Annotated in this window: 20 protein-coding genes; 2 read left to right on the forward strand and 18 right to left on the reverse strand. The window is 36.8% G+C overall.

Annotated features, from left to right (window positions below):
* Positions 1-144: 144 nt before the first annotated feature.
* Positions 145-1,836: a hypothetical protein gene (locus ACEWK1_RS20500; RefSeq protein WP_212135066.1), complete on the forward strand. Its 1,692-nt coding sequence runs from the start codon at positions 145-147 to the stop codon at positions 1,834-1,836.
* Between the two features lie 134 nt (positions 1,837-1,970).
* On the opposite strand, the gene ACEWK1_RS20505 is transcribed toward ACEWK1_RS20500, so the two are convergent.
* The 7 genes from ACEWK1_RS20505 to ACEWK1_RS20535 form a co-directional block, all read right to left on the reverse strand.
* A complete protein-coding gene (locus tag ACEWK1_RS20505) occupies positions 1,971-4,562 on the reverse strand; it encodes an ABC transporter permease (RefSeq protein WP_212135068.1) in 2,592 nt (863 codons plus the stop codon).
* Complete coding sequence (locus ACEWK1_RS20510) at positions 4,559-5,242, reverse strand: ABC transporter ATP-binding protein (protein WP_212135070.1); 684 nt, start codon at positions 5,240-5,242, stop codon at positions 4,559-4,561. Before ACEWK1_RS20510 ends, ACEWK1_RS20505 begins: the two co-directional genes overlap by 4 nt.
* A gap of 148 nt (positions 5,243-5,390) precedes the next feature.
* Positions 5,391-6,395: a sensor histidine kinase gene (locus ACEWK1_RS20515; RefSeq protein WP_212135072.1), complete on the reverse strand. Its 1,005-nt coding sequence runs from the start codon at positions 6,393-6,395 to the stop codon at positions 5,391-5,393.
* Between the two features lies 1 nt (position 6,396).
* A complete protein-coding gene (locus ACEWK1_RS20520) occupies positions 6,397-7,086 on the reverse strand; it encodes a response regulator transcription factor (protein ID WP_212135074.1) in 690 nt (229 codons plus the stop codon).
* A gap of 91 nt (positions 7,087-7,177) precedes the next feature.
* On the reverse strand, positions 7,178-7,561 hold the full coding sequence (locus tag ACEWK1_RS20525) for a MazG nucleotide pyrophosphohydrolase domain-containing protein (RefSeq protein ID WP_212135075.1): 384 nt from the start codon (positions 7,559-7,561) through the stop codon (positions 7,178-7,180).
* Between the two features lie 237 nt (positions 7,562-7,798).
* Entirely contained in the window at positions 7,799-8,506 is a 708-nt protein-coding gene (locus ACEWK1_RS20530; RefSeq protein ID WP_212135076.1) for an HAD family hydrolase, read from the reverse strand.
* Positions 8,507-9,225: 719 nt separating this feature from the next.
* Entirely contained in the window at positions 9,226-9,528 is a 303-nt protein-coding gene (locus ACEWK1_RS20535) for a hypothetical protein (RefSeq protein ID WP_121661911.1), read from the reverse strand.
* A gap of 263 nt (positions 9,529-9,791) precedes the next feature.
* Here ACEWK1_RS20535 and ACEWK1_RS20540 point away from each other — a divergent pair, with 263 nt between their 5' ends.
* Positions 9,792-10,187 carry a (deoxy)nucleoside triphosphate pyrophosphohydrolase gene (locus ACEWK1_RS20540; RefSeq protein ID WP_212135077.1) on the forward strand — a complete coding sequence of 132 codons (396 nt, stop codon included), beginning with the start codon at positions 9,792-9,794 and terminating at the stop codon, positions 10,185-10,187.
* Between the two features lie 140 nt (positions 10,188-10,327).
* Here ACEWK1_RS20540 and ACEWK1_RS20545 read toward each other — a convergent pair whose 3' ends face one another.
* The 11 genes from ACEWK1_RS20545 to ACEWK1_RS20595 all read right to left on the reverse strand — a co-directional run bounded on the left by ACEWK1_RS20545 (position 10,328) and on the right by ACEWK1_RS20595 (position 20,615).
* Positions 10,328-10,726, reverse strand: a complete 399-nt coding sequence (locus ACEWK1_RS20545) for a hypothetical protein (RefSeq protein ID WP_212135078.1) — start codon at positions 10,724-10,726, stop codon at positions 10,328-10,330.
* Positions 10,727-10,737: 11 nt separating this feature from the next.
* Positions 10,738-12,978, reverse strand: a complete 2,241-nt coding sequence (locus ACEWK1_RS20550) for a molybdopterin oxidoreductase family protein (protein WP_212135079.1) — start codon at positions 12,976-12,978, stop codon at positions 10,738-10,740.
* Positions 12,979-12,980: 2 nt separating this feature from the next.
* Positions 12,981-13,205 carry a hypothetical protein gene (locus ACEWK1_RS20555; protein ID WP_212135080.1) on the reverse strand — a complete coding sequence of 75 codons (225 nt, stop codon included), beginning with the start codon at positions 13,203-13,205 and terminating at the stop codon, positions 12,981-12,983.
* A 214-nt stretch (positions 13,206-13,419) separates the two neighbouring features.
* The gene (locus ACEWK1_RS20560) at positions 13,420-14,196 is read right to left on the reverse strand and encodes an isoprenyl transferase (RefSeq protein ID WP_232273932.1); all 777 of its coding nucleotides are present in this window, start codon (positions 14,194-14,196) and stop codon (positions 13,420-13,422) included.
* A gap of 16 nt (positions 14,197-14,212) precedes the next feature.
* A complete protein-coding gene (locus tag ACEWK1_RS20565) occupies positions 14,213-14,434 on the reverse strand; it encodes a helix-turn-helix domain-containing protein (protein ID WP_121661916.1) in 222 nt (73 codons plus the stop codon).
* A gap of 11 nt (positions 14,435-14,445) precedes the next feature.
* The gene (locus ACEWK1_RS20570; protein WP_212135082.1) at positions 14,446-14,937 is read right to left on the reverse strand and encodes a DUF2975 domain-containing protein; all 492 of its coding nucleotides are present in this window, start codon (positions 14,935-14,937) and stop codon (positions 14,446-14,448) included.
* A gap of 586 nt (positions 14,938-15,523) precedes the next feature.
* Positions 15,524-16,537, reverse strand: a complete 1,014-nt coding sequence (locus ACEWK1_RS20575) for an SIS domain-containing protein (RefSeq protein WP_212135083.1) — start codon at positions 16,535-16,537, stop codon at positions 15,524-15,526.
* Positions 16,538-16,549: 12 nt separating this feature from the next.
* Positions 16,550-17,563: an SIS domain-containing protein gene (locus ACEWK1_RS20580; RefSeq protein ID WP_212135084.1), complete on the reverse strand. Its 1,014-nt coding sequence runs from the start codon at positions 17,561-17,563 to the stop codon at positions 16,550-16,552.
* 16 nt (positions 17,564-17,579) lie between these two features.
* Positions 17,580-18,791 carry an MDR family MFS transporter gene (locus ACEWK1_RS20585; protein WP_212135085.1) on the reverse strand — a complete coding sequence of 404 codons (1,212 nt, stop codon included), beginning with the start codon at positions 18,789-18,791 and terminating at the stop codon, positions 17,580-17,582.
* A gap of 35 nt (positions 18,792-18,826) precedes the next feature.
* Positions 18,827-19,660, reverse strand: a complete 834-nt coding sequence (locus ACEWK1_RS20590) for a TIM barrel protein (protein WP_212135086.1) — start codon at positions 19,658-19,660, stop codon at positions 18,827-18,829.
* A 127-nt stretch (positions 19,661-19,787) separates the two neighbouring features.
* On the reverse strand, positions 19,788-20,615 hold the full coding sequence (locus ACEWK1_RS20595; RefSeq protein ID WP_212135087.1) for a carbohydrate ABC transporter permease: 828 nt from the start codon (positions 20,613-20,615) through the stop codon (positions 19,788-19,790).
* Positions 20,616-20,620: the final 5 nt, after the last annotated feature.

Raw genomic sequence — 20,620 nt, forward strand, 5'->3', positions numbered from 1 at the left:
CAACGATTAACTACTCTTACTCTTCTACAACACTATGTACTTCTTTATCTAGTATATAAACACCATAAAAAATGAAACCTTCCATTATACTTAACCGTATTAAGTATATAACCATTCCAAAAAAACACATCGAAAGGAGACACTATGGTTAACATCCTTGTCTTTTCTCTTATTATTGGACTTTTAACAGTCGTTTTCATGATTCCTTTTACAAAACAAAAGCAGGCAAAAAAAGATAAAAAATCGGCTAAAAATAAGCCAAGCGTACGGGTACTTATCATCTTTTCTATGATTATTATGATCGCAATGTTTGCGGTTTACTATTTTACTAATTTAGATCGTAATATTTCTTCATTATGGTTTTTTCTCATCCTTGTTTCTGGATTAGGTATGATCCTTGCAACAGGAAAGGAAAAGCTACTAAAGGGTCTTGTTTTCTTAGCAAGTCTTGTATTTGGCATTTATCTACTTGTGGCACCAGTTTTTAATGCGGATGAAAAATTCGAATATGTAGAGATGGAAGAATTAGTGGAAATTAAAGCATTTGATGAAAATAAAACCCCTGCTAGCGTTCCACCCCAGTTTGCTAGAAACAAAATGAAAAAGTCGTTTGGTCAAGTACCGAATACAAGTTATTATGAACTTGGAAATCTACAGGTACAAAAAGTAAATGGAGAATTTGTTTATATTGCACCAGTTGAGTTCTCAGGATTTTTTAAATGGTTGAATGGTGATGAAACACCTGGTTACTTTACTTTAAGTGCCACTGATTCTTCCGATAATCCAAAGTTTGTCAAATCTGAGATGATCTATACACCATCCTCTTATCTTAATAAAAATGTTGAACGTCATATAAGAATGAACTATCCTAAGCATATTTTTTATGGTGATGTTCAATTAGAAATTGACGAAGATGGCAAACCATTCTATATCCGTACCTATGGTCAATTTGTTTCAGCTCGTAATGGTTTCGAGGCTGATGGAATTGTCATGGTTGATCCTAAGAGTGGGGAAACAAAGGATTATAAGCTAGCTGAAGTACCCTCTTTTATTGATGGAGCTGTTTCTCCTGAAGCTGTGAGCTTACAGAACAGCTATTATGGAAATTATATACATGGGTTTTGGAATAGTATTTTTGGTAAATCTGATGTGAAGCTACCTTCTGATGAAGGAACGGAAGCAAATGTAAGTCCAATATTTAATGAAGATGGTGACATGTATTATTTTACTGACTTTACTAGCCCTAAAGAAGGCGTAGATTCTATGCTGGGGTACTCCCTTACCAATTCTAGAACAGGAAAGGCAACCTATTATACTGGAAATCTAGAAGCATCGTATATGGATTCCCAAGGTGCGCTTCAAATTATCGAAAAGAAATTTATCGAGAAAAAATGGCATGGCGAAATGCCGGTTTTATATAATTTTTATGGAGAAGCTAGCTGGTTAACACCTGTTTTGGATTCTAACGGCTTTTTACAAAACTACTTCATTGTTTCTGCTGCTAACCCAGAAATATCTGTCTATGCAGCAACACCTAATCAAGCGCTAAAGCAATATAAAGTAGCTCTACAAAAAGGTGGAAGCTCTGTAGATGGTACCTCTAAAGCTGAAGAAAAAACAGTAACAGGCAAGGTTGTACGTGTTTACAAAGAAAAAGCGGGGGATTTCACGACGACTTCATTTTTGTTAGACAATGGCAAAAATTTCGTGATATCATCAGAAAATTATCCATTGGCTATTTACTTACAGGAAAATGATTCAGTGAACATTTCCTATCTAGATACAGGTGAAAGCTTCTTGCCAGTTAAGGAGATGAGTATTGAAGGTTTGGAATAAGCCAGAAATGTTGATACATGTGAGTGAATAAAAATTAGGCTGTAGATAAACTCGAATTTATCTACAGCCTTTTTTATATTAGATTCTAGAATTTTCGACAAAATTCGGGAAGTGACAGGCACCACCTTCCCCTACTAAATACTCTCCTGCTTCAATCCATCAATAATATTTTCTTTTTTGATTTTTTGGATGCTGTAGAGCATGGCTAATCCAACGATGACGAATATGATGACGATGACAAAGGCTACGCTCATCCAAGGGACTGCAAAGCCGTATTCGAAGGTTTGGCGTAGTCCTAGGTACATCAAATACATGACTATGCCGCTGATTGGGAGTCCGTATGTTAATGATTTTATTCCATAGAAAATACTTTCGTAGTTTATCATTTTATTAAAGCCTTTTGGTGTCATACCGACTGAACGTAGCATGGCAAATTCACGTTTTCGAAGTGTAATGCTTGTTGAGATCGTATTAAAAATATTTGCAATCGATATTAACGAGATTAATGTGATAAATCCGTATGTGAATACTGACAGCATAAGGACCATTTGCTCTTGTTCTTGCCTTCTTTCAAATACGTTATAAACATACATATTAGATGAAATAGCTTCATCCAATGCTTTCTGAGTGCCAAGTGGATCAGATGAATTCAGATACAAGTATGGATTCATTTCGCTCTGTAGTTGCTTATTAGAACGAATAAGATTGTCTAGCGTTTCTTGTGTGACAATGATATCAAGTCCACCTAAACTAGCCGTTTGAACACCCATTGGAACTTGATCCGTTAACGCACCGATCTTAATACTATTCAAAAATTGCTGATCTCCATTTCCTTCATAATCAAAGGTATGCAAATCTACCATTTGTCCAATTTCACCATGAATGGTCTTTTCTTCAATCAATTTTCCAGATTCAGCATCTTCGTATTTTATCTTTTCAATAATAATGGCACTAGGATCGTTGGGATTATCAAGTTTTTCAACATCTGCCTCGATACTGTTGGCGAATTCTTTAAAACTTTCTTGATCTAATCCATGTAACGTTGCGTAATAAGGGTATTTTCCATCCTTTACAACAGAATCATCTTCTTTTGCTAGCTTCTGTATTTCTTTTGAAGCCATTTCTACAGGAATCATAGCATTTACACTCACATCATTTAGCAAAATCGAATCAGTAACATAGTCAAGGTTTGCCAGTGGTGCTAGGTCCTCCGAATCAACCCCAGATCCATATACCTGAATATCATAGCTAATATCATGTTGAGACAGTTCAAGTGACTTTTTAATATTATCTGTAAAAAATGACACAGCTAAAAACAGGACAATACTAATCACTAAAGAAAACACGGTTGCTTGATATCTTCGTTTATTTCGTTTTAGGTTTTTAAGACCAATTTCTGCTTCTATTCCAAATAGTTTACGAACAAACTTTGATGTTTTGACAGCTTTTCGTGTTAATTTTACATCCTGTGTTTGACGAAGTGCATCGATTGCTGACACTTTTGATGCTCTTTTTGCTGGAAGATAAGTTGAGATGAAAATCGTTAAGATAGAAACAACACAAGCAACTAGTATCGAAGCCGGTGTAACTATTACCTTTAGTTTTACAGACGTATTAAGCGCGTCGTGTAGATATGAGTTAATAAAAGCAAATGTGACGGCCATCCCGCCAATACCTGAAAGAAAGCCAAGTGGAATACTAATGGCCCCAATGATTGCTCCTTCAAAAAATACAGAGTTTCGCTTTTGTTTTTTAGTTGCCCCAACACTCGCAAGCATACCTAAATGTCTTGAACGTTCTGAAACACTAATGGCAAACGCATTATAAATGAGTGCCACTGAACCAACTATAATAACAGCCATGATTATTCCTGCAAGAGAGAATAATGTAATAAATAATCCTTCATTCTTCGTTACACCATAAAAGCGAAGCAATTCCGTATTATAGCTAATAAATTCAATACCTTGTTGCTCGGCAAGTTTTTCTGCATGTTTAAAAAGTGAGCCTTTGACCTTCTTTAGCACAACAATTGCATCAGCTTTATCAGCATTGCTCACTACATCTTTATCAACATAGCTTATGATGGTGTAGCCAGGTGCTAATGAATTTTCCCATTTGGGACGTTTAATCTTACCAACGATGGTAAACGTTTCTGTTGATTTTATCTTGAGTTCTTCAGCTACTCCATTTTCATCTATCGTCAAGCTATAAGACTGGTCAAGACCCTCTTCTTGATTGTGAGTAACACGATTTCCGATATCAAGAGAGAGCTGGTCTCCAATCTTATATTGTACACTCGCATTCTTTTCAATTTCTTCTGAAATCACTACTTCGTTTTCAGCTTTTGGTAAACGCCCTTCCGATAACTCAATCGGAAACTGCTTGAATGCAGTTGCGTTATATTCTTTTATAAACAAATAGGGCTTGCTTTCATTTTTAGAATCTGGAAAGTGTGCATATCCAAGATCTCTAGATAACATGACCTTTTCAGTTTCATTATCCTTTTCAATGGCTTCAAGTTGTTTTGCATTCACATCTTTATATTTAACATGCCATTCACCATTTTGTGAGATATTTTCCCTAATGGTCAAATCTAAAAAAGAAACACTTAGGGTTGCAACGGCTGAAATCATGGCCACTGAAATGATGACTCCAATAATGGTTACGAGTGTTCTGCGTTTATTTTCCTTGAGATGCCGAATTGTTAATTTGTTGATAATGTTCATGGACGGATCACCTCATCCTTTGCGATCCTTCCGTCCTCAATTGAAATCACACGATCAGCTTGTAAGGCAATACGTTCATCATGTGTAATCACAATTAATGTTTGGTTATACGTTTTATTGAACATTTTTAAAAGCTCAATAATTTCACCGCTGTTTTTGCTATCTAAATTTCCAGTAGGCTCATCCGCTAGCATAATTGCAGGATTACTAATTAAAGCACGTCCTATGGAAACCCTCTGCTGCTGACCACCAGAAAGCTGATTTGGTAAATGGTTTAAGCGATTTTCTAACCCTAATGTAGCAATAATCTTCTTTAAATGCTCTGGATCGACCTTATGCTCATCTAATAACATTGGGAGGGTAATATTCTCTTCAACTGTTAAAATCGGAATCAAATTGTAAAACTGATAAATAAGTCCGATTTGTCGTCTTCTAAAAATCGCTAATTGTGTTTCATTTAAGCTATAGATATCGGTATTATCTATTAATACCTTTCCGCTAGATGGCCGATCAACACCACCAAGAAGATGAAGTAGAGTTGACTTCCCAGATCCTGATGGACCAATAATTGCGACAAACTCCCCTTTTTTCACAGAAAACGATACATTATCTAGTGCTTTAACTGCTGTGTCTCCTTTGCCATAGACCTTAGACAGATTTTCAATTTGTAAAATATTCATTATGATTTCCTCCATATTTTCATCTTACTGTTAGTTTATCTGCCTAATATGACAATAAAGTGACTAGCAAAGTGACAATTTATTCACATTGGGACGGAGGGTCAGGTTCGTTGTCCCTTTGGGACACGGAACCTGACCCTCCGTCCCTCTAAATGACTTGTTTATAAAACTTAATGATGAATGTTGTTCCTTTTCCGATTTCGCTTTTTACTTCAATGTCACCATGTTGACTTTTGATAATACTGTGTGCCATTGCTAGTCCTATGCCGACACTATCTTCTCCTGCATTTTTCCCTCTGTAAAAACGTTTGAAAATATAAGGTAAATCTTCTTTTGGAATACCCTTGCCATTATCAGAGAGTATCAATTCCGTAAATAGTGCATTTTCTGTAAACGATATGGAAATTTCTCCACCCTCCTGTGTATGCTCCACACAGTTTTTCAAAATATTGATGATCGCCTCTGTTGTCCAGTTGAAATCACCAATAAAGGATACTTCTTTATCATCCGTTACGTTAAGAGTTTGTTGCTTAATATCCATTGGCACTAAAACAGGTTGAATAGCTTGTTCTACTATTTCAGCAATAAAAATAGGATCCTTTTTAAAAGGAACGGTTCCCGCGTCAATTTTTGAAAGCTTTAATAAAGAGGATACAAGCCATTCAATTCGTTCAAGCTGCACGCGAATGTTATTCGTGAACTCTTCTCGCTTTGCTTCATCAAGCTTCGTGTCACCTAAAAGATCTGCCATGACCATCATCGAAGTTAATGGCGTTTTTAGCTGGTGAGAAATATCTGAAATGGCATTCGTTAGCTTCACTTTATCTTGTTGTAACAACGAGTGATGCTCAGACAGCATCAACGTTACTTTATAAATATCACTTTTTAAAATACTAAGTTCACCTTCATAATTATCACGAACATCCAGACTATAGTCACCGCTTGAAATTTTACGTAAATAGCCCGATAGCTTTTCAATTTCCCTGTATCTCCATTTTGTAAAAAATAAACTACAGCCAATTAGTAGGACAGAGGTTAGAAAAACCATCGTTGCTGCTAGTCCTGAAAGCAGGAAAAAAGTAGCGATTGTTGCCAGTAACATTATTGCTACTAAAGCAAGGAGAAAAAATTGAATTTCTTTGTTTCGTAACATCCTAGTCACCAACCTTATAGCCCATGCCACGTACTGTCTTGATAATGGTTGGGTTTTGCGGCTCGTCCTCTAGCTTTTCACGTAATCTTTTTATGTAAACCGTCAATGTATTATCATTCACAAAGTCACCTACAACATCCCAAATTCGATCAAGCAGCTGTGCTCTGGTAAGAACCTGTCCAATATGATTTGCAAAGATCAAAAGAAGGCGGTATTCCAACGCAGTAAGGAGCACTTCCTCCCCGTTTTTGTACACCTTTCCTTCTAGTGTATTGATCCGAATAGTTTCGATTTCAAATATATTTTTTGCTTGCGTTGTTGATTGCTTATTGTAACGGCGAAGCACGGATCGAATTCGAGAGAATAACTCACGAATACGGAACGGCTTTGTTATATAATCATCCGCCCCCATATCAAGTCCCATCACCACATTCACTTCATCATCCAAAGCAGTCAAAAAGATTACAGGCTTATCTCCCCGTTTCTTCACTAACTCACATAGCTCGTAACCACTTCCATCTGGTAAGGACAAATCAAACAAAAACAAATCTACCTCATTTAATTGCTTTTCAATTACATTTTTCGCCTGCTCAGTATCATAGCAAACAATCGTTTCATATCCTTCTTGTTTTAATGAGTAATCCAAGCCCATTGCAATTGATTTATCATCCTCGACAAGTAATATTTTCATATCTAGCACCTTTATTCTTGTATTTTTACAAATGATTTTTTAATTTCTCCTATGATAACAATGTACTGAACCCGAGAATAAGCACAAGTGATTATTTTTTCACAATAGCAACGTCTTTATTTTTTCTCTTTTGAACTTCTTCCATCTTCAGATAAAAGCTTTCCTCTAAATCAATTTCAAAGTAATTTGCAAACTTCGTGATGTATGCAAGACAATCAGCAAATTCTTTCCCTAGTTCCTTTTTTATACTGGCTTTCGCTATCTCGAACGCTTGATCTTCTGGCATTCCATCATTGATCATTGTATTTGTCAAATTGAAGGCTTTGCGTAATTCCTCCGCTATTTCTGCAACTTCTGTCGTTAGTAGCATGTAATTATTTAATAGTGATGACTTTGTTCTTTCATAATCATCCGTTTTAATTTGCCAATTCATTTCCTCTTGGTATTGTTTTGAAAACTCTTGTAGTTTTTTCATGTTTGTTCCTCTTTTATTCTTTAGTTTATAAAACCTATTTTAAGACAAATCAGATGCTCAAGCCAACACTAGAATAAGAGTATATTATTTTATTTAGCAATTGAGTTTTTTAAAAAAGTGTACTTCCTAAACAAAAAAACACCTCGCTCTTCTCCTTATAAGAAAAACGAAGTGAATATATTAGCGAATTGATATGTTGTTTAGTTCATAGCTGGTTCATAAACATTTCCGTGTAAATCACGAATTTTCACTAAACAAATGTAACAGCTCTTTAGCACTATGTACCTCATAATCGGGCTTATAGGGAGCATCTGCTGGTAACCCCTTTTTTCGATGATTCATCCAGATCGCCTGCCAGCCTGCTTGCTTTGCTCCAATAATATCCTTTTCAAAATTGTCCCCGATATATACCGTTTTGCTTTGATCAAGATCCATTTTCTGTTCAATAAACTCAAACACTTCCCGTTTAGGTTTCGCATGACCAATACTTCCAGAAATAAACGTCTTTTCTGCAGGTATCCAGCGATTAAGACCGAGCTGGTCAATTTTCATGGCTTGATGTTTTTCTTCACCGTTCGTAAGAATCCCAAGCCGTTTCCCATCTCTGTAAAGAAGATTCAGTAATTCTTCAACTTCCGGAAACAGTGTAATATTATTTTGTTCAGCAACATATGTTTCATGAAAAATAGCCGCCTTTTCCGTATCAATCGGAATGTTAAAGTCCTTACAGGCAGCAATTATTCGACCGGTTTGCCATTCAAAATGAGAAATTTCACCGGCTTCACTTTTATCGAATAAGATCTCACTATATTTTCGACTAGCTTTATATAATTGATCGATTTCCTCATCTGATAAAGCTACTTGAAGCAGCTTCCTTACCGTTTTATGAAAAGATTGTGCTTGGTCGTAAAGTGTATCATCGACGTCAAAAATATATGTATTCATTTTTACAGCGCTCCTTTTGTTTTGACAATCATACTGATTATGAGAATTAAAACGAGGGGTCATACTTTAACGGGTTCGGTTTTGAAGTACTAAATTAGAAATAACCGGACTAATCAAATTAACACTTAAATTAACCGACTATTTGATTAGTAAAAGCGCTTGGAATTGTGTCTCCAAGTATTTTGCACTTGGTACTTGTGTTTTTTCGCTAAAATTTGAAAAATAAACGTAAAAATTCCGTTTAAATCGGGAAAAATCAACATTCCTCACAAAATAAGGGGAGTTTTTCCGCTTATATGAAACTAATCTCTAAATTTAGCTTAATATATAGAAGTTAACCGGAATATTTCCGCTTATATCGGCAATTTAAGCACCTACTATATACCTTAAACGGAATTTCTCCGCCTATCAATTCCTAATCTCCAAGATAAAATCAACAGTGAATAACCTTTCTACTAAATTTTCTAACTTAAATATTCAAAGCCCTACCACTTTCAGGACATGAATCCTAATTAATTTAGTAACACTAACTTTTGACATCTTGTTGGAAGGAATTCGAGGTATGGTGCAAAAATTTTGATAAGTAACAAAAAGATTCAGTCCAATTCATTTTGTGAATTGGACTGCTAATTTGTATTCGGATTAAGTTTTTGTACTCGAAAACCGAGCTGGCTATTCATACACCCATCGCTTTTATGTTCTATTTAAATTTTCTATCGTTAATTATTATTCTTAGTTTTAAGAAAATAAATTTCCTTCTCTAGTTTATTAACTTTGTCAGCAATAAATTCATATTCATTCATTCTTTGCTCGTTTGTTAATTCAAACTGACTACCAACACCATCAAGTTTTGCATCAATCTTGTCAAAACGATTGTGCATTTCAGTTTTGAATTGTGTCATATCTATTTTTAAACTCTTTAAATCTTTGTTCACGTCAGTTTTAAATTGAGTCATATCTAATTTCATATTCTTTAAATCTTTGTTCATTTCAGTGAGTAGGTTAAGAATTTTTTCATCCATAATATCACCTCTACCTGATATTATAATATAAATTTGTCAGCTTTTGTTTACTACTTCAGATTAAATAAATTATTACATAAGCATCATACTCCTTTTTATGTTGGGTAAAGATTACCACCCATGATTATATCGATATTTTACCACAAATAGGAACATTTGTTCTGATATATTTAAAAAGTTATCAAAAATTCATTTTCATAAACTTTTTAAATAAAAGTTGAAATGCTATGATAATCTTGTAAATCCATTAGTTGGGGGCAATCATGAAAAAAACGGTTAAAGTTGTTGCTGCAATCATTGAAAATGAGAAAAAGGAAATTCTTTGTGCTTTAAGATCACCGGAAATGGCTATGCCAAATATGTGGGAGTTTCCAGGTGGAAAAGTTGAAAAAGACGAAGACATTTATTCTGCTTTAGTGAGAGAGATTAAAGAGGAGCTAAACTGTAAGATTGAAACAGTAGATTTGTTTCATGACAATATACATGAATATGAAACCTTTATTATCAATTTAATTGCGATTAAATGTAGAATAGTTGATGGAACACCAACACCTAGTGAGCATTCAACTCTTCTATGGTTGAAAAGAGAAAATCTTGAGTCTTTGAAATGGGCACCAGCTGATGTTCCCGCAGTTGAGAAACTGATGAGTGAAATCTAATTAAATTTTTCAACTATAAAGTATGGATTGAGGGTATTCCTCTAGTCTGAACAAAATATAATTTCACATACTTGTTTTCTACGTTTAAGAATTTCAACTCGAACAGAATATGTAAACTATGATTCCTCTAAAGTTTTTTATTACCTCCACACATTAGACAACTGCTGAAATCGAGGTGTTATAATAAACAGTGTTTCTTCTCTTCCATATTCCTCCACTATATTTGAAACTAATTTTACTAGTATATCACTGATCGAATTGATCACCACTTCTAGATTTATAGGTGAAACGTTTTGGAGCATAGTGTACATTTCATTTGTTTCGTCGGCGTTTCGGTAGAGGATGGAAAGGAACTCTTTTTGTTCAGGTTTATTTTGGTGGACATTAATCGATGCTCTGGCATATTGCTGCATTTCGGTTAATAGAAGAGAGAGCCGGCGGGCGATCGCGTTTGGCTCTCTTATTTCTGTAAAGTGATGATAGAGTTTTGTGTTGGCTTCATAGCTTTTTTGTTCGAGCTTTTGTAAATGAGTTTTCATGAAATCACTCCTTATTTCTTTTCTAGTAGTTTTTCAACTTTACAGGCGCCAGCTTTAAATCGCGGCTGCTTGGATACTTGATCCCAGATATCGACCGTAAGGATATTAGCAGCTTCTTCCTCCGTTAATGCTCCATAATGAAACGGGATGAACACGGAACCTGGCATGACCGAGTCTACAATTCTTGCAAGTACGCTAATTGAACCTCGTTTGGTCGTAATTCTAACATAGTCACCTGTTTCTAATGATAGTGTTTTAGCGTCAATAGGGTGAATTTCTGCATACGCTTCTGGGGCTGCCATTTGTAAAATTGGTGCTCTCCCTGTTTTCGTTCGTGTATGCCAGTGATATACTAATCGACCGTTGTTTAAGGAAAATGGATATTCTTCATTAGGATGCTCTGGTGCGGGAGTCCAATGAAATCCGTAAAGGATAGCTCGCCCATTAGCTTCTAGATCTTTAAACTCTTTTCTCGTTCTTGCTCTCCCTGTTTCTAGTAATTTTCCATATGAGTGAGCATCATCCACATTTGTATGAAAATGACCATCCGTATACAAACGCTTTTTTCCTAGTGGATAATGCTCATTACACGGCCATTGGATACCGCCAAGCTCCTCCATTTTCTCATAAGTCATGCCCGACATATCACAGGGACGCCCCTTTGAGATAAGCTTCCATTCATTAAATGCTTCTTCAGGAGTTTGGTAAGTTATTAGAGGTTTCCCGTGTCGCTCTCTAAGATTCATTCGTCTGGAAAACTCTAGCAGTAATTCAAAATCTGATGGCAGTCCGCTCGGAGCTGGAACAGCCTTTCTGAGTACATTTACCCTTCGCTCTAAATTCGTCATCGTCCCTTCCTTTTCACCCCAAAGAGCTGTTGGTAGTACGAGATCGGCTAGTTCTGCTGTTTCACTTAAGAACGGATCTTGGACAACGAGAAATACTTTTTTTAACAGCTTGATGACCCGGTCACGATTCGGCAGGGTCACGACTGGATTTGTTGCCATAACCCACATCATTTGGATCGTTCCGTTTTCTATGAGTTCTAGCATGTTCATGATATGAGTGACAGGACCAACAGGAAGTGTACCGTACGGAAGATTCCACAACTCCTCCATTTCTCGTATATGATTAGGGTTGGAAGAGTTACGGTAGCCTGGATAAAACGCGGCACCACCTACTTCTCGGTTAGACATGGCACTTGGCTGTCCGTCCTGCTGAAACGGACCGGAACCAGGTTTACCTATTTTTCCCATAATCAAGTGCATCGAATTGACTAAAGTGGCAGCCGGAGTAGCATCCATGCTTTGATAAACTCCTTGTAACAGAAGTGTCAAGGTCGACTGCGATGTACCTATTAATCTTGCACACTCGTATAGCTCTTCTTTTGATACACCTGTAATGCTCTCTACTACTTCCGGTCGGTATGCTACGACTGTATTTCTTAAGCTATCAAAACCAATTGTGTGTTTTTCAATAAAGCTACTATTAATCCAACCATGAGTAATGAGTAAGTGAATGATACCATTTAGTAAAGCAACATTCGTTCCACTTTTAGGATAGAGAGATAAATCAGCAAAACGCTGCGTAAGAGTCTGACGCGGATCAATGACAATTAGCTTCGTGCCATTATTTCTTTTAGCTTCGAGAACTCTTTCCCACATAACTGTATTCGTTTCGCTCATATTAAGACCAATAATGACAATCACTTCTGTACGATCAATGTCCTCCATGCAGGCTGGAGGTCCGTCTGAACCAAACGATTGAATAAGCGACCACTCGGCGGTAGCCGTACAAAGACGGGTATTAGCATCGATGTTATGCATACCTAAGCCTGCCTTCATTACTTTGGCAATCGTATAATATTCTTCTAAATATGCCTGTCCGGTATGATAAAAGCCGAGGCTTTTGGGGCCAACATGACGGACGAGCTCCGTTGTTTTTTCAACTAATAGAGCTAAAGCGTCATCCCAGGAGGCTTTTACTAACACCCCTTGCTTATTACGAATAAGTGGGCTCGTTAATCGATCTGTACTGTTATTGGCCCACCATTGATTTTCTCCCTTAGGTCCTAGTCTTCCTTGATTAGTGGGATATTGCTTATTTCCTTTTATGCCTACGATTTGGTCGTCTTTTACTGCCACAAAGCAACCACAGCCGTTGGAGCATATATTACAGGTCGAATACACCCATCGATCAATTTCACCTTGTGTATAAACGTTCAGATCCTCTCTGCTGCTTTTCCATGCCATACCTAATCCCCCTTAGTTTTTTTCTGTAAAATTTCAGTTATTTGCTGGTACGAAGGATACGTTGGATATGGTTTGATCGGTCGATAAGGAGAAAAGGGTGGCATATGAGGAGTTTCAGCTGAGTAGATCGGCAGGTCATTTCGAGGGATATTTGTTTCTGTTCTAAAGGGCGGAAAAATGAGTTTATCTAGCTGTAACTTCTTATTTTTTTCAGATAGTGGCTCCATATCGTTTTCCCCTTCCGTTTTTGCTTATGTATATTCTTTGTGGTTATGAGATAGAAGCATCTGAATGAATGATTTTTCATATTTGATATATAAAAAGGATCATCAGTCTATAGCAGACTAATGATCCTTTTTACTCATTTAAGTGTGGTCTTGGTATTAAAGGCAGAAGCGTGCAACAGTAATCGCAATTATTTCCTACTCGGCATTCACTGCCTTATATTCCGCCATACCGTCTTTTTCGTTGCCCGTATTCTTTTAAGGCTTGTAGAAATTCATCCTCAGAAAAATCCGGCCAAAGAACATCTGTAAACCAAAACTCTGTGTAGGCTAACTGCCAGAGCAGGAAATTACTTAGGCGCTTTTCCCCTCCTGTTCGAATAAGAAGATCAGGATCTTTTAGACCGGTTGTATAGAGATATTTTGAAAACTGCTGCTCATCCAGCTCATCGAATGATAATTTTTCATCGTTTAGATCTGTGAACATTTTTTTCATAGCTTTTAAAATCTCGTGTCTACTACCATAGTTGAGCGCAATATTCAGCTGAAGCCCGTCATTATCCTTTGTGCGGTCAATCGCATACTGAACGGCTTCACGTGTATGTGCTGGGAGATTGTCCATATCACCGATTGCCTCAATGCGTACATTATTAGCTATAAGCTCTGGTAGATATATAGACAAAAACTCCTTTGGAAGCCTTAATAATGAGTCTACCTCTACCTTTGGTCGTTTCCAGTTTTCCGTGGAAAATGTATAAAGTGTTAAAACCTTCACCTTGCATTTGACTGCAATCTTAACGATTTTAACGACAGTTGATACTCCTTCTTTATGACCTGCTACTCGTGGCATTCCACGATTTCCCGCCCAACGTCCGTTTCCGTCCATAATGATCGCAACATGGTCTGGCGTATGAAGGTTTAATGTATCTTCTTCTAGATTATTAAAGGGTTTTTCTAATTGTTTACTATTGAGAAAAGGAATTTTCATTGAAATTTTCCACCTCCTGTTATTATTCCTCATTATCCTGGTCACTTTTGTATTCTAAAATATCACCGGGTTGACATTCTAATGCCTTACAAATGGCATTTAAAGTTGATAAGCGAACCGCTTTGGCCTTTCCGTTTTTCAATATAGAAAGGTTCGCCATGGTGATCCCTACTCTCTCTGATAGTTCCGTAACACTCATTTTTCTTTTCGCTAACATCACATCAATATTTATAATAATTGCCATTGTTGTTCACCTCAGACCGTTAAATCATTTTCTGATTTTATATGAATAGCTTCTTGTAATAGTCTTTGGAGTACGGCAGCAAAGACTGCGATAACCATTGATGCCCCAATAATGACCATTCCGATTAAGATGAGGCCTGGTGCGTCGTCCCACTCGGCTATGATGTAGACAAATGGTAGGTTTACCACATAAAAACCACTTATGGTGATGGCGCATTTTTTTATCTTCTTAAGAGATTTTACAGATAAATCCGAAAAAGCTAGGTTTTGATCAATATAACTCAATAGCCTTAAAGCTTGATACAACGCTATGTAAAACGGTATTGCCGATAAATACATCAAAAATAAAATACTAAATACAATATAAGCCAACTCAGAACCCATTTTTACTTGCTCGATTGCTTCAGTAGCTATCTGAGGTAATAAAAAGATACACAATGCAAGAACAGGAATCCCCATAAAAATAACAGCCGTTTTTAAAAAGAATGTTGATCCGCGTTTCATAAAAAGCACCTCACTGTTTTGTTGTCATGTTGAAATTTAACACAAGTTTTATCGTTTTACAATAAATATTTATCTAAAAATATGTATTTTTTACTGATAAACCCTATATCATTGGGAAATAAACTTGTATGGGGCATATCATGAATAACGAATAAAGTTGTTGCTGCCATTATCGAAAATGATCAAATTGAAATTCAATGTGTTTTTAGATCGTCGGAAATGACACCGGATGATGTTCCAACCGTTGAGAAATTGACTGTGGGAAGGTTACTTCTCTATAACCTTTATACATTATTTTAGAGAACACCTGATAAGGCCAGTGAAATAGGGCAATGTCACCCATTGTCCCTAGTTAAAACATGTTTATATAACCTTACCCATTTCAGAAGATATACCAAAATTTAATCAATCAACTGAAATACCATTTGAACAGTGGTGGTGGCATTTAGACAAAATAAACTCCTCTTACAAAATGCCTTTCTCATGATGTAAAAATACTATTTTACTTGTATTTAAAAAAGTTTCTATTCCAAAAAAACCTCACAAGTTGAAATAACAACTTTGTGAGGTTTTACCTAATTACTTATTAAAACGGAACCTTCTTATAATACCTTCTCGTTGTAAGTGGATGATTTCGCTCCTTCTCAAGGTGGCAGCTTACTCGTTCAAGTAAAGTGGCCAACACAATTGGAGAAACTAAATGTCTTAATTCTGACGAGATTCCTTCTAGTTCGTAGTCCTTCGTATCAAATACAGTAAGCTCATTAGAATAGTTCTCGGCAAATCGTTGAACCCGTTCGGTAAGCGTTCGAGATTTGTCTTCTCCTTTTAAGAGGATGATGCTTGTATCTTCTTCTACTAATTCTAGTGTCCCATGGAAAAAATCAGATGCATGAACAGGTCGGGTTTTGATCCATTGCATTTCTTCTAGAATACACATAGCATAATAATAGGTTTGACCCCAGTCTACACCAGTTCCCGAAAGAATATGATAGGGTGTTTCTTTATGTTTACTCGCAAAAGCTGCAGCACGGTTTTCAGTAGCTTTCTTTACCTTCAATAGTGCAGCTGGTAGCTGTTTCATTTCTTCACCAAATCGATGATACTCTGGTAATTCATTCCGTTTATACATTAACCTGAAAGCTATAAGATAGGATTGAATATAAAACGATTCACAGGATGTATCGTCTTCGGCAAAATTCACAAATGTGTAATCGGTCATGGTGGCTAAAGGAGTATTAGCATGACCAACCAGGCTAATCGTTGTTGCTCCCTTTTCCCTACAAAAGCTTGCCACTTCTACCGTTTCTTTTGTTGTACCAGATAATGAAGGAAGAATCACTAATGATTTTTCAGTCAAATGCTTGTGATTCATATGCATTAATTCTGAAGATATTTCATTATAAACGGGCAAAGTTGAATTATTTTTCAGGATATACTCAGCCGCAAACATTAAAATAGCTGCTCCACCTGTACCAACGAAAAAGACATTATCAATTCCTTGCTCGACAATCCCATCAATGGCTTGGTTCATTTCATCCTGTAGCGACAGTGCACCGTTTTGTATGTTCAAAAATCTTTCAACATCAAAGTTGAACATCCATGCTCCTCCTTAATAGTCCATTTTACGGTAGTATCTTCTAATATCTAACGAATGATCTCTTTCTCGCTCAAGATAGACACTAATTCGACCTGTTAGGGCCCAGTTTACATTGATTGCGACATGCTTTCGGAATTCTTCACTAATTCCTGGTAGTGCATAATCCTTTGTATCAAGAATAAAGAGCTCATTCGTAATTTTTTCTGCAAAACGTTCAACTCTTTCAGCTAACGGACGAGTTTCATCTTCTCCTTTAAAAATGATCATACTTGTATCTTCTTCTACGAGTTCTAGTGTGCCATGGAAAAATTCTGCTGCATGAATGGATTTTGATTTAATCCACTGCATTTCCTCTAATATGCACATGGCGTAAGAATACGTATTACCCCACAGATTTCCTGCACCTACTAGCATATGATATTTAGTATCTTTGTGGCGGATCGCAAATTGCTCAGCTCTTGAATCAAATTCCTCCATTGCCTGAGCCATTGCTTCTGGTAAGGCGGCAAGCTCGTTTGCAAACTTCTCATATTGTGGAAACTCATTTTGGTTGTGAATAAAACGAAATGTTACTAATTGTAGGTGAAGAAAGAATGTGTCAAATGAATGTTTTTCATGTCCTGTTGAAATTCGATAATCTACAACATCTCCTAGTGGTGTATCTGGTAAGGCAACTAATCCAATCGTTGTTGCTCCTTTTTCTTTACAAAATTCTGCAGCAGCTACCGTTTCCTTTGTTGTTCCTGTTACGGAAGCGAAGATACAAACAGAATCCTTTGTAAGATGACGGTTATTCATAACAAGAAGCTCAGCCGCAATTTCTGCATGCACTTCAATCGATGAATTTGATTTGAAAATATATACATATGGAAGCATCATCGCAATCGTACCGCCTGAGCCAACTAGAAAGATGTTTTTGAACCCTTTATTTGTAATCTCATCTACAATATTCTCAATTTCTTCTCTTTTAGAAAGTCCTACTGTCCCTACTAATTCTACAAACTGATCTTTATCAAATTTCAACATGATGATTCCTCCATATCTATTTGTTTTTTAATGATATTGCCTTTATATAATGAAGCCTTTGATATGTCACAAAACAAATCAATGCAAATCCACCTATACCTACGCATGATAAGAGGAAGACGGTTGGTCCAAAGGAATCAAATACGATTCCACCAAACAATGGGCCAATCGTGCGCCCAACATTTGCTGAGCCATTCACTATACCTTGATACATCCCTTTTTTACCTGACGGAGCTAAATAATCGGCAATCGCCGGAACCAATGGGAAAATGAGAATTTCTCCTATTGTCATAATCACCATCGAGATCAGAAAGCTATGGTAAAAACTGCTTTGTGAAAGTAGCGTAAAGGAGATCATGTAGAAAACCACACCAGCAGCTAATTGCCACATCCACGAAATGTTTTTACGTAGCATATACCATTGAATAACTGGCTGTAGCAAGATAATGACGACACCATTTATTGTCCAAATCAAGCTATACGATGCTAGGGTAAAGCCAATTTGAAGCATATAGCTGGATATCGTTGTTTGCCATTGGTTGTAAATAACCCAGCAAAACATAAATCCTAAGCACAAGAGAATGAGTGCTGAAAGATTATTTGATTTATAAAATTTGATAGGCTGTTGGTCCTGAGAATGCTGCTCTTTAGTCGATTGATTGTTTTGATTTGGTTCATCAAGCAGCTTCAAGACAATCAAAAGAAAAATGATATAGGTGAGGGCATTTACCCAAAAAACATAGCGAAAATCAAACCCTGCTACGATTCCCCCTAATGCGGTACCTACAGCAACACCAATATTTAAAATAAGGTAGATAAGATGAAAGCTTTTACTTCCCCCTTCTTCCCATACATTGCCTGCAAGTGCATAGATTGGAGGAAAGAGCGAACCTATGCTTACTCCTAAGAGAATCATGGCGGTGATATACCATGGCCATGATAAGCCTACCGAAATAAACAGGAGGAGAATGACAGAAGATATCCCACCGTAAAGAAGCGTTCTCTTTGCTCGGAATCGGTCAAATAAAAAGCCTCCTAGAAAGCTACCAACAATTTCAGCTGCAGAATGGAGCATTAAGACAAATCCTGCTTCAGATAATGTACGATTCATGCCATGTGTGATATAAATTGTGTGTAAGGGCCAAAGAAATGCCATTCCTGTTGAGTTAATGAGCATGGCAACCAACAAAACCTTCAGATTTCTTGGATAAGACCTCCAAAATGTCATAAAAGGAACCCTCTTTTTTTAGGTAGCAGGCTAACCTATTTAAGGTATGGATCTAATGTCCGTAAAGATTGTTCAATAGCAGCATTTGGATTCTGTAAATAATGAGCAGACGTAAACTCTAGCGTTAATGCCCCTTCGTAATGATATTCTGCTAATGTTGCCATATAGTTTTCTAATGGCAGAACACCATCTCCCCAGGATAGGTGCCCAGTAGGATTTCCATCGATAAAGTGGATATGAACAAAGTCATCTTTTAACTCTTTAAAATAGCTACTCAATTCCTCCTCCTCTACAGCTAAAGGAATCGTATCTACCATTCCTCTTAAGAATGGTGATGAAATGGAATTCAGCATTTCTTTTAAATCGGCTAAAGTACAAATTAAGTTTGACTCTACCTTTTGTAATGGTTCAAGGGCCAATAAAATCCCTTTCTTTTCTGCATAAGCTGTCAGTTTTTCCAATGAATCTCTTGCTCTTTTAAGCGCCTCACTTCTCCCTTCGTTGCGATAGCCCCAACCAGCTGTTACTAAAACCATAGGAGCTTCTAATTGGTTCGCTACATCTATCGACTTTTTAAAATAGGAGATGCTTCTTTCACGCATTACTGTTTCTTTGGCGGCAAGATTAATTGGATACATACACTGCTCTGGGGTAAAACAAACAACCTCTAGTGATCTTCTTTCAATTTCTTTTTTGATTTGTTGAATATCTGATCCATTCATATCCTCCACATAACAATGTGGTGCAGCGCCCCAAACCTCAATTTTTTGAAACTGATATTTTTCCATAGCATCTAAAAAATACTCGAACGGATAGTGTAGATAGTGAAAATTCATTCCGGTAAGTTGCGATCTTTTCATTTTTGTCATAACATCCCTCCTTCTCATGCACATAGTTTAGAGTATTATTTTTTACTTTGGTATATACCAATTGAGGTAGTACTTTTTTGCAATAACGAAAGCGAATAGAAGAGGAGTAATAGATACTCCCTTTCTATCATCCCTTGACCCCACCTGCTGAAATGCCTCGTACAAATTGCTTTTGAAACATGATATAAGCAATAACCATTGGCAACGCTGATATCGCCAAGCCCGCTAACTGTATACCAAAGTTTGTATTTAGTTGACTTCGTAAATTCATCAGTCCAACAGGTATTGTACGAAGACTTGAGTCCTCTATAAAAACAAGAGCAAACATAAATTCATTCCATACGAACATCCCTGTTAAAAGAGCAGCTGATGCGATAATGGGCTTCCCCATCGGTAGAATAATATGCCAAAATACCTTCCAGCTGTTACAGCCATCAATGATTGCTGATTCCTCCAGCTCCTTAGGAATGGAAAGGAAATAAGACCTCATAAGAAAAATGGCAAATGGTAGCTGAAACGCTACATATGGTAGAATTAAGGCTCCATACGTATTATATAGACCAACTGCTTGGAGCAATTTATAAAGTGGTAATAAGCTTACCTGTGGAGCAAGCATTAATCCACTAAGGATGATCACAAGCAACATGTTTTGGCCTTTAAACTGAAAACGACTTAATCCATAAGCAGCCATCGCCCCCAAAAGTAAGATGATCGTGACGGATACGACTGTTACAAAAACACTATTAAAGAAAAAATCCCCTACCCCTGCATCCCAAGCAGCTTTGTAGTTTCCCCACAGCCATTCCTCAGGAAGAGACCATGTATTTAAAAAGAAATCTCTGTTTGATTTAAGACCACTTAAACAAAGCCAAATAAGGGGAAAGATAATAACGAAAGAGAAAATTCCAAACCATACGATAACAGCAAGTTGAAAGATTCGATTTTTAATCGTCATTGTCG

It is taken from the genome of Metabacillus sp. YM-086, assembly GCF_048059995.1.
GTDB classification, from domain to species: Bacteria; Bacillota; Bacilli; order Bacillales; family Bacillaceae; genus Metabacillus; species Metabacillus litoralis_B.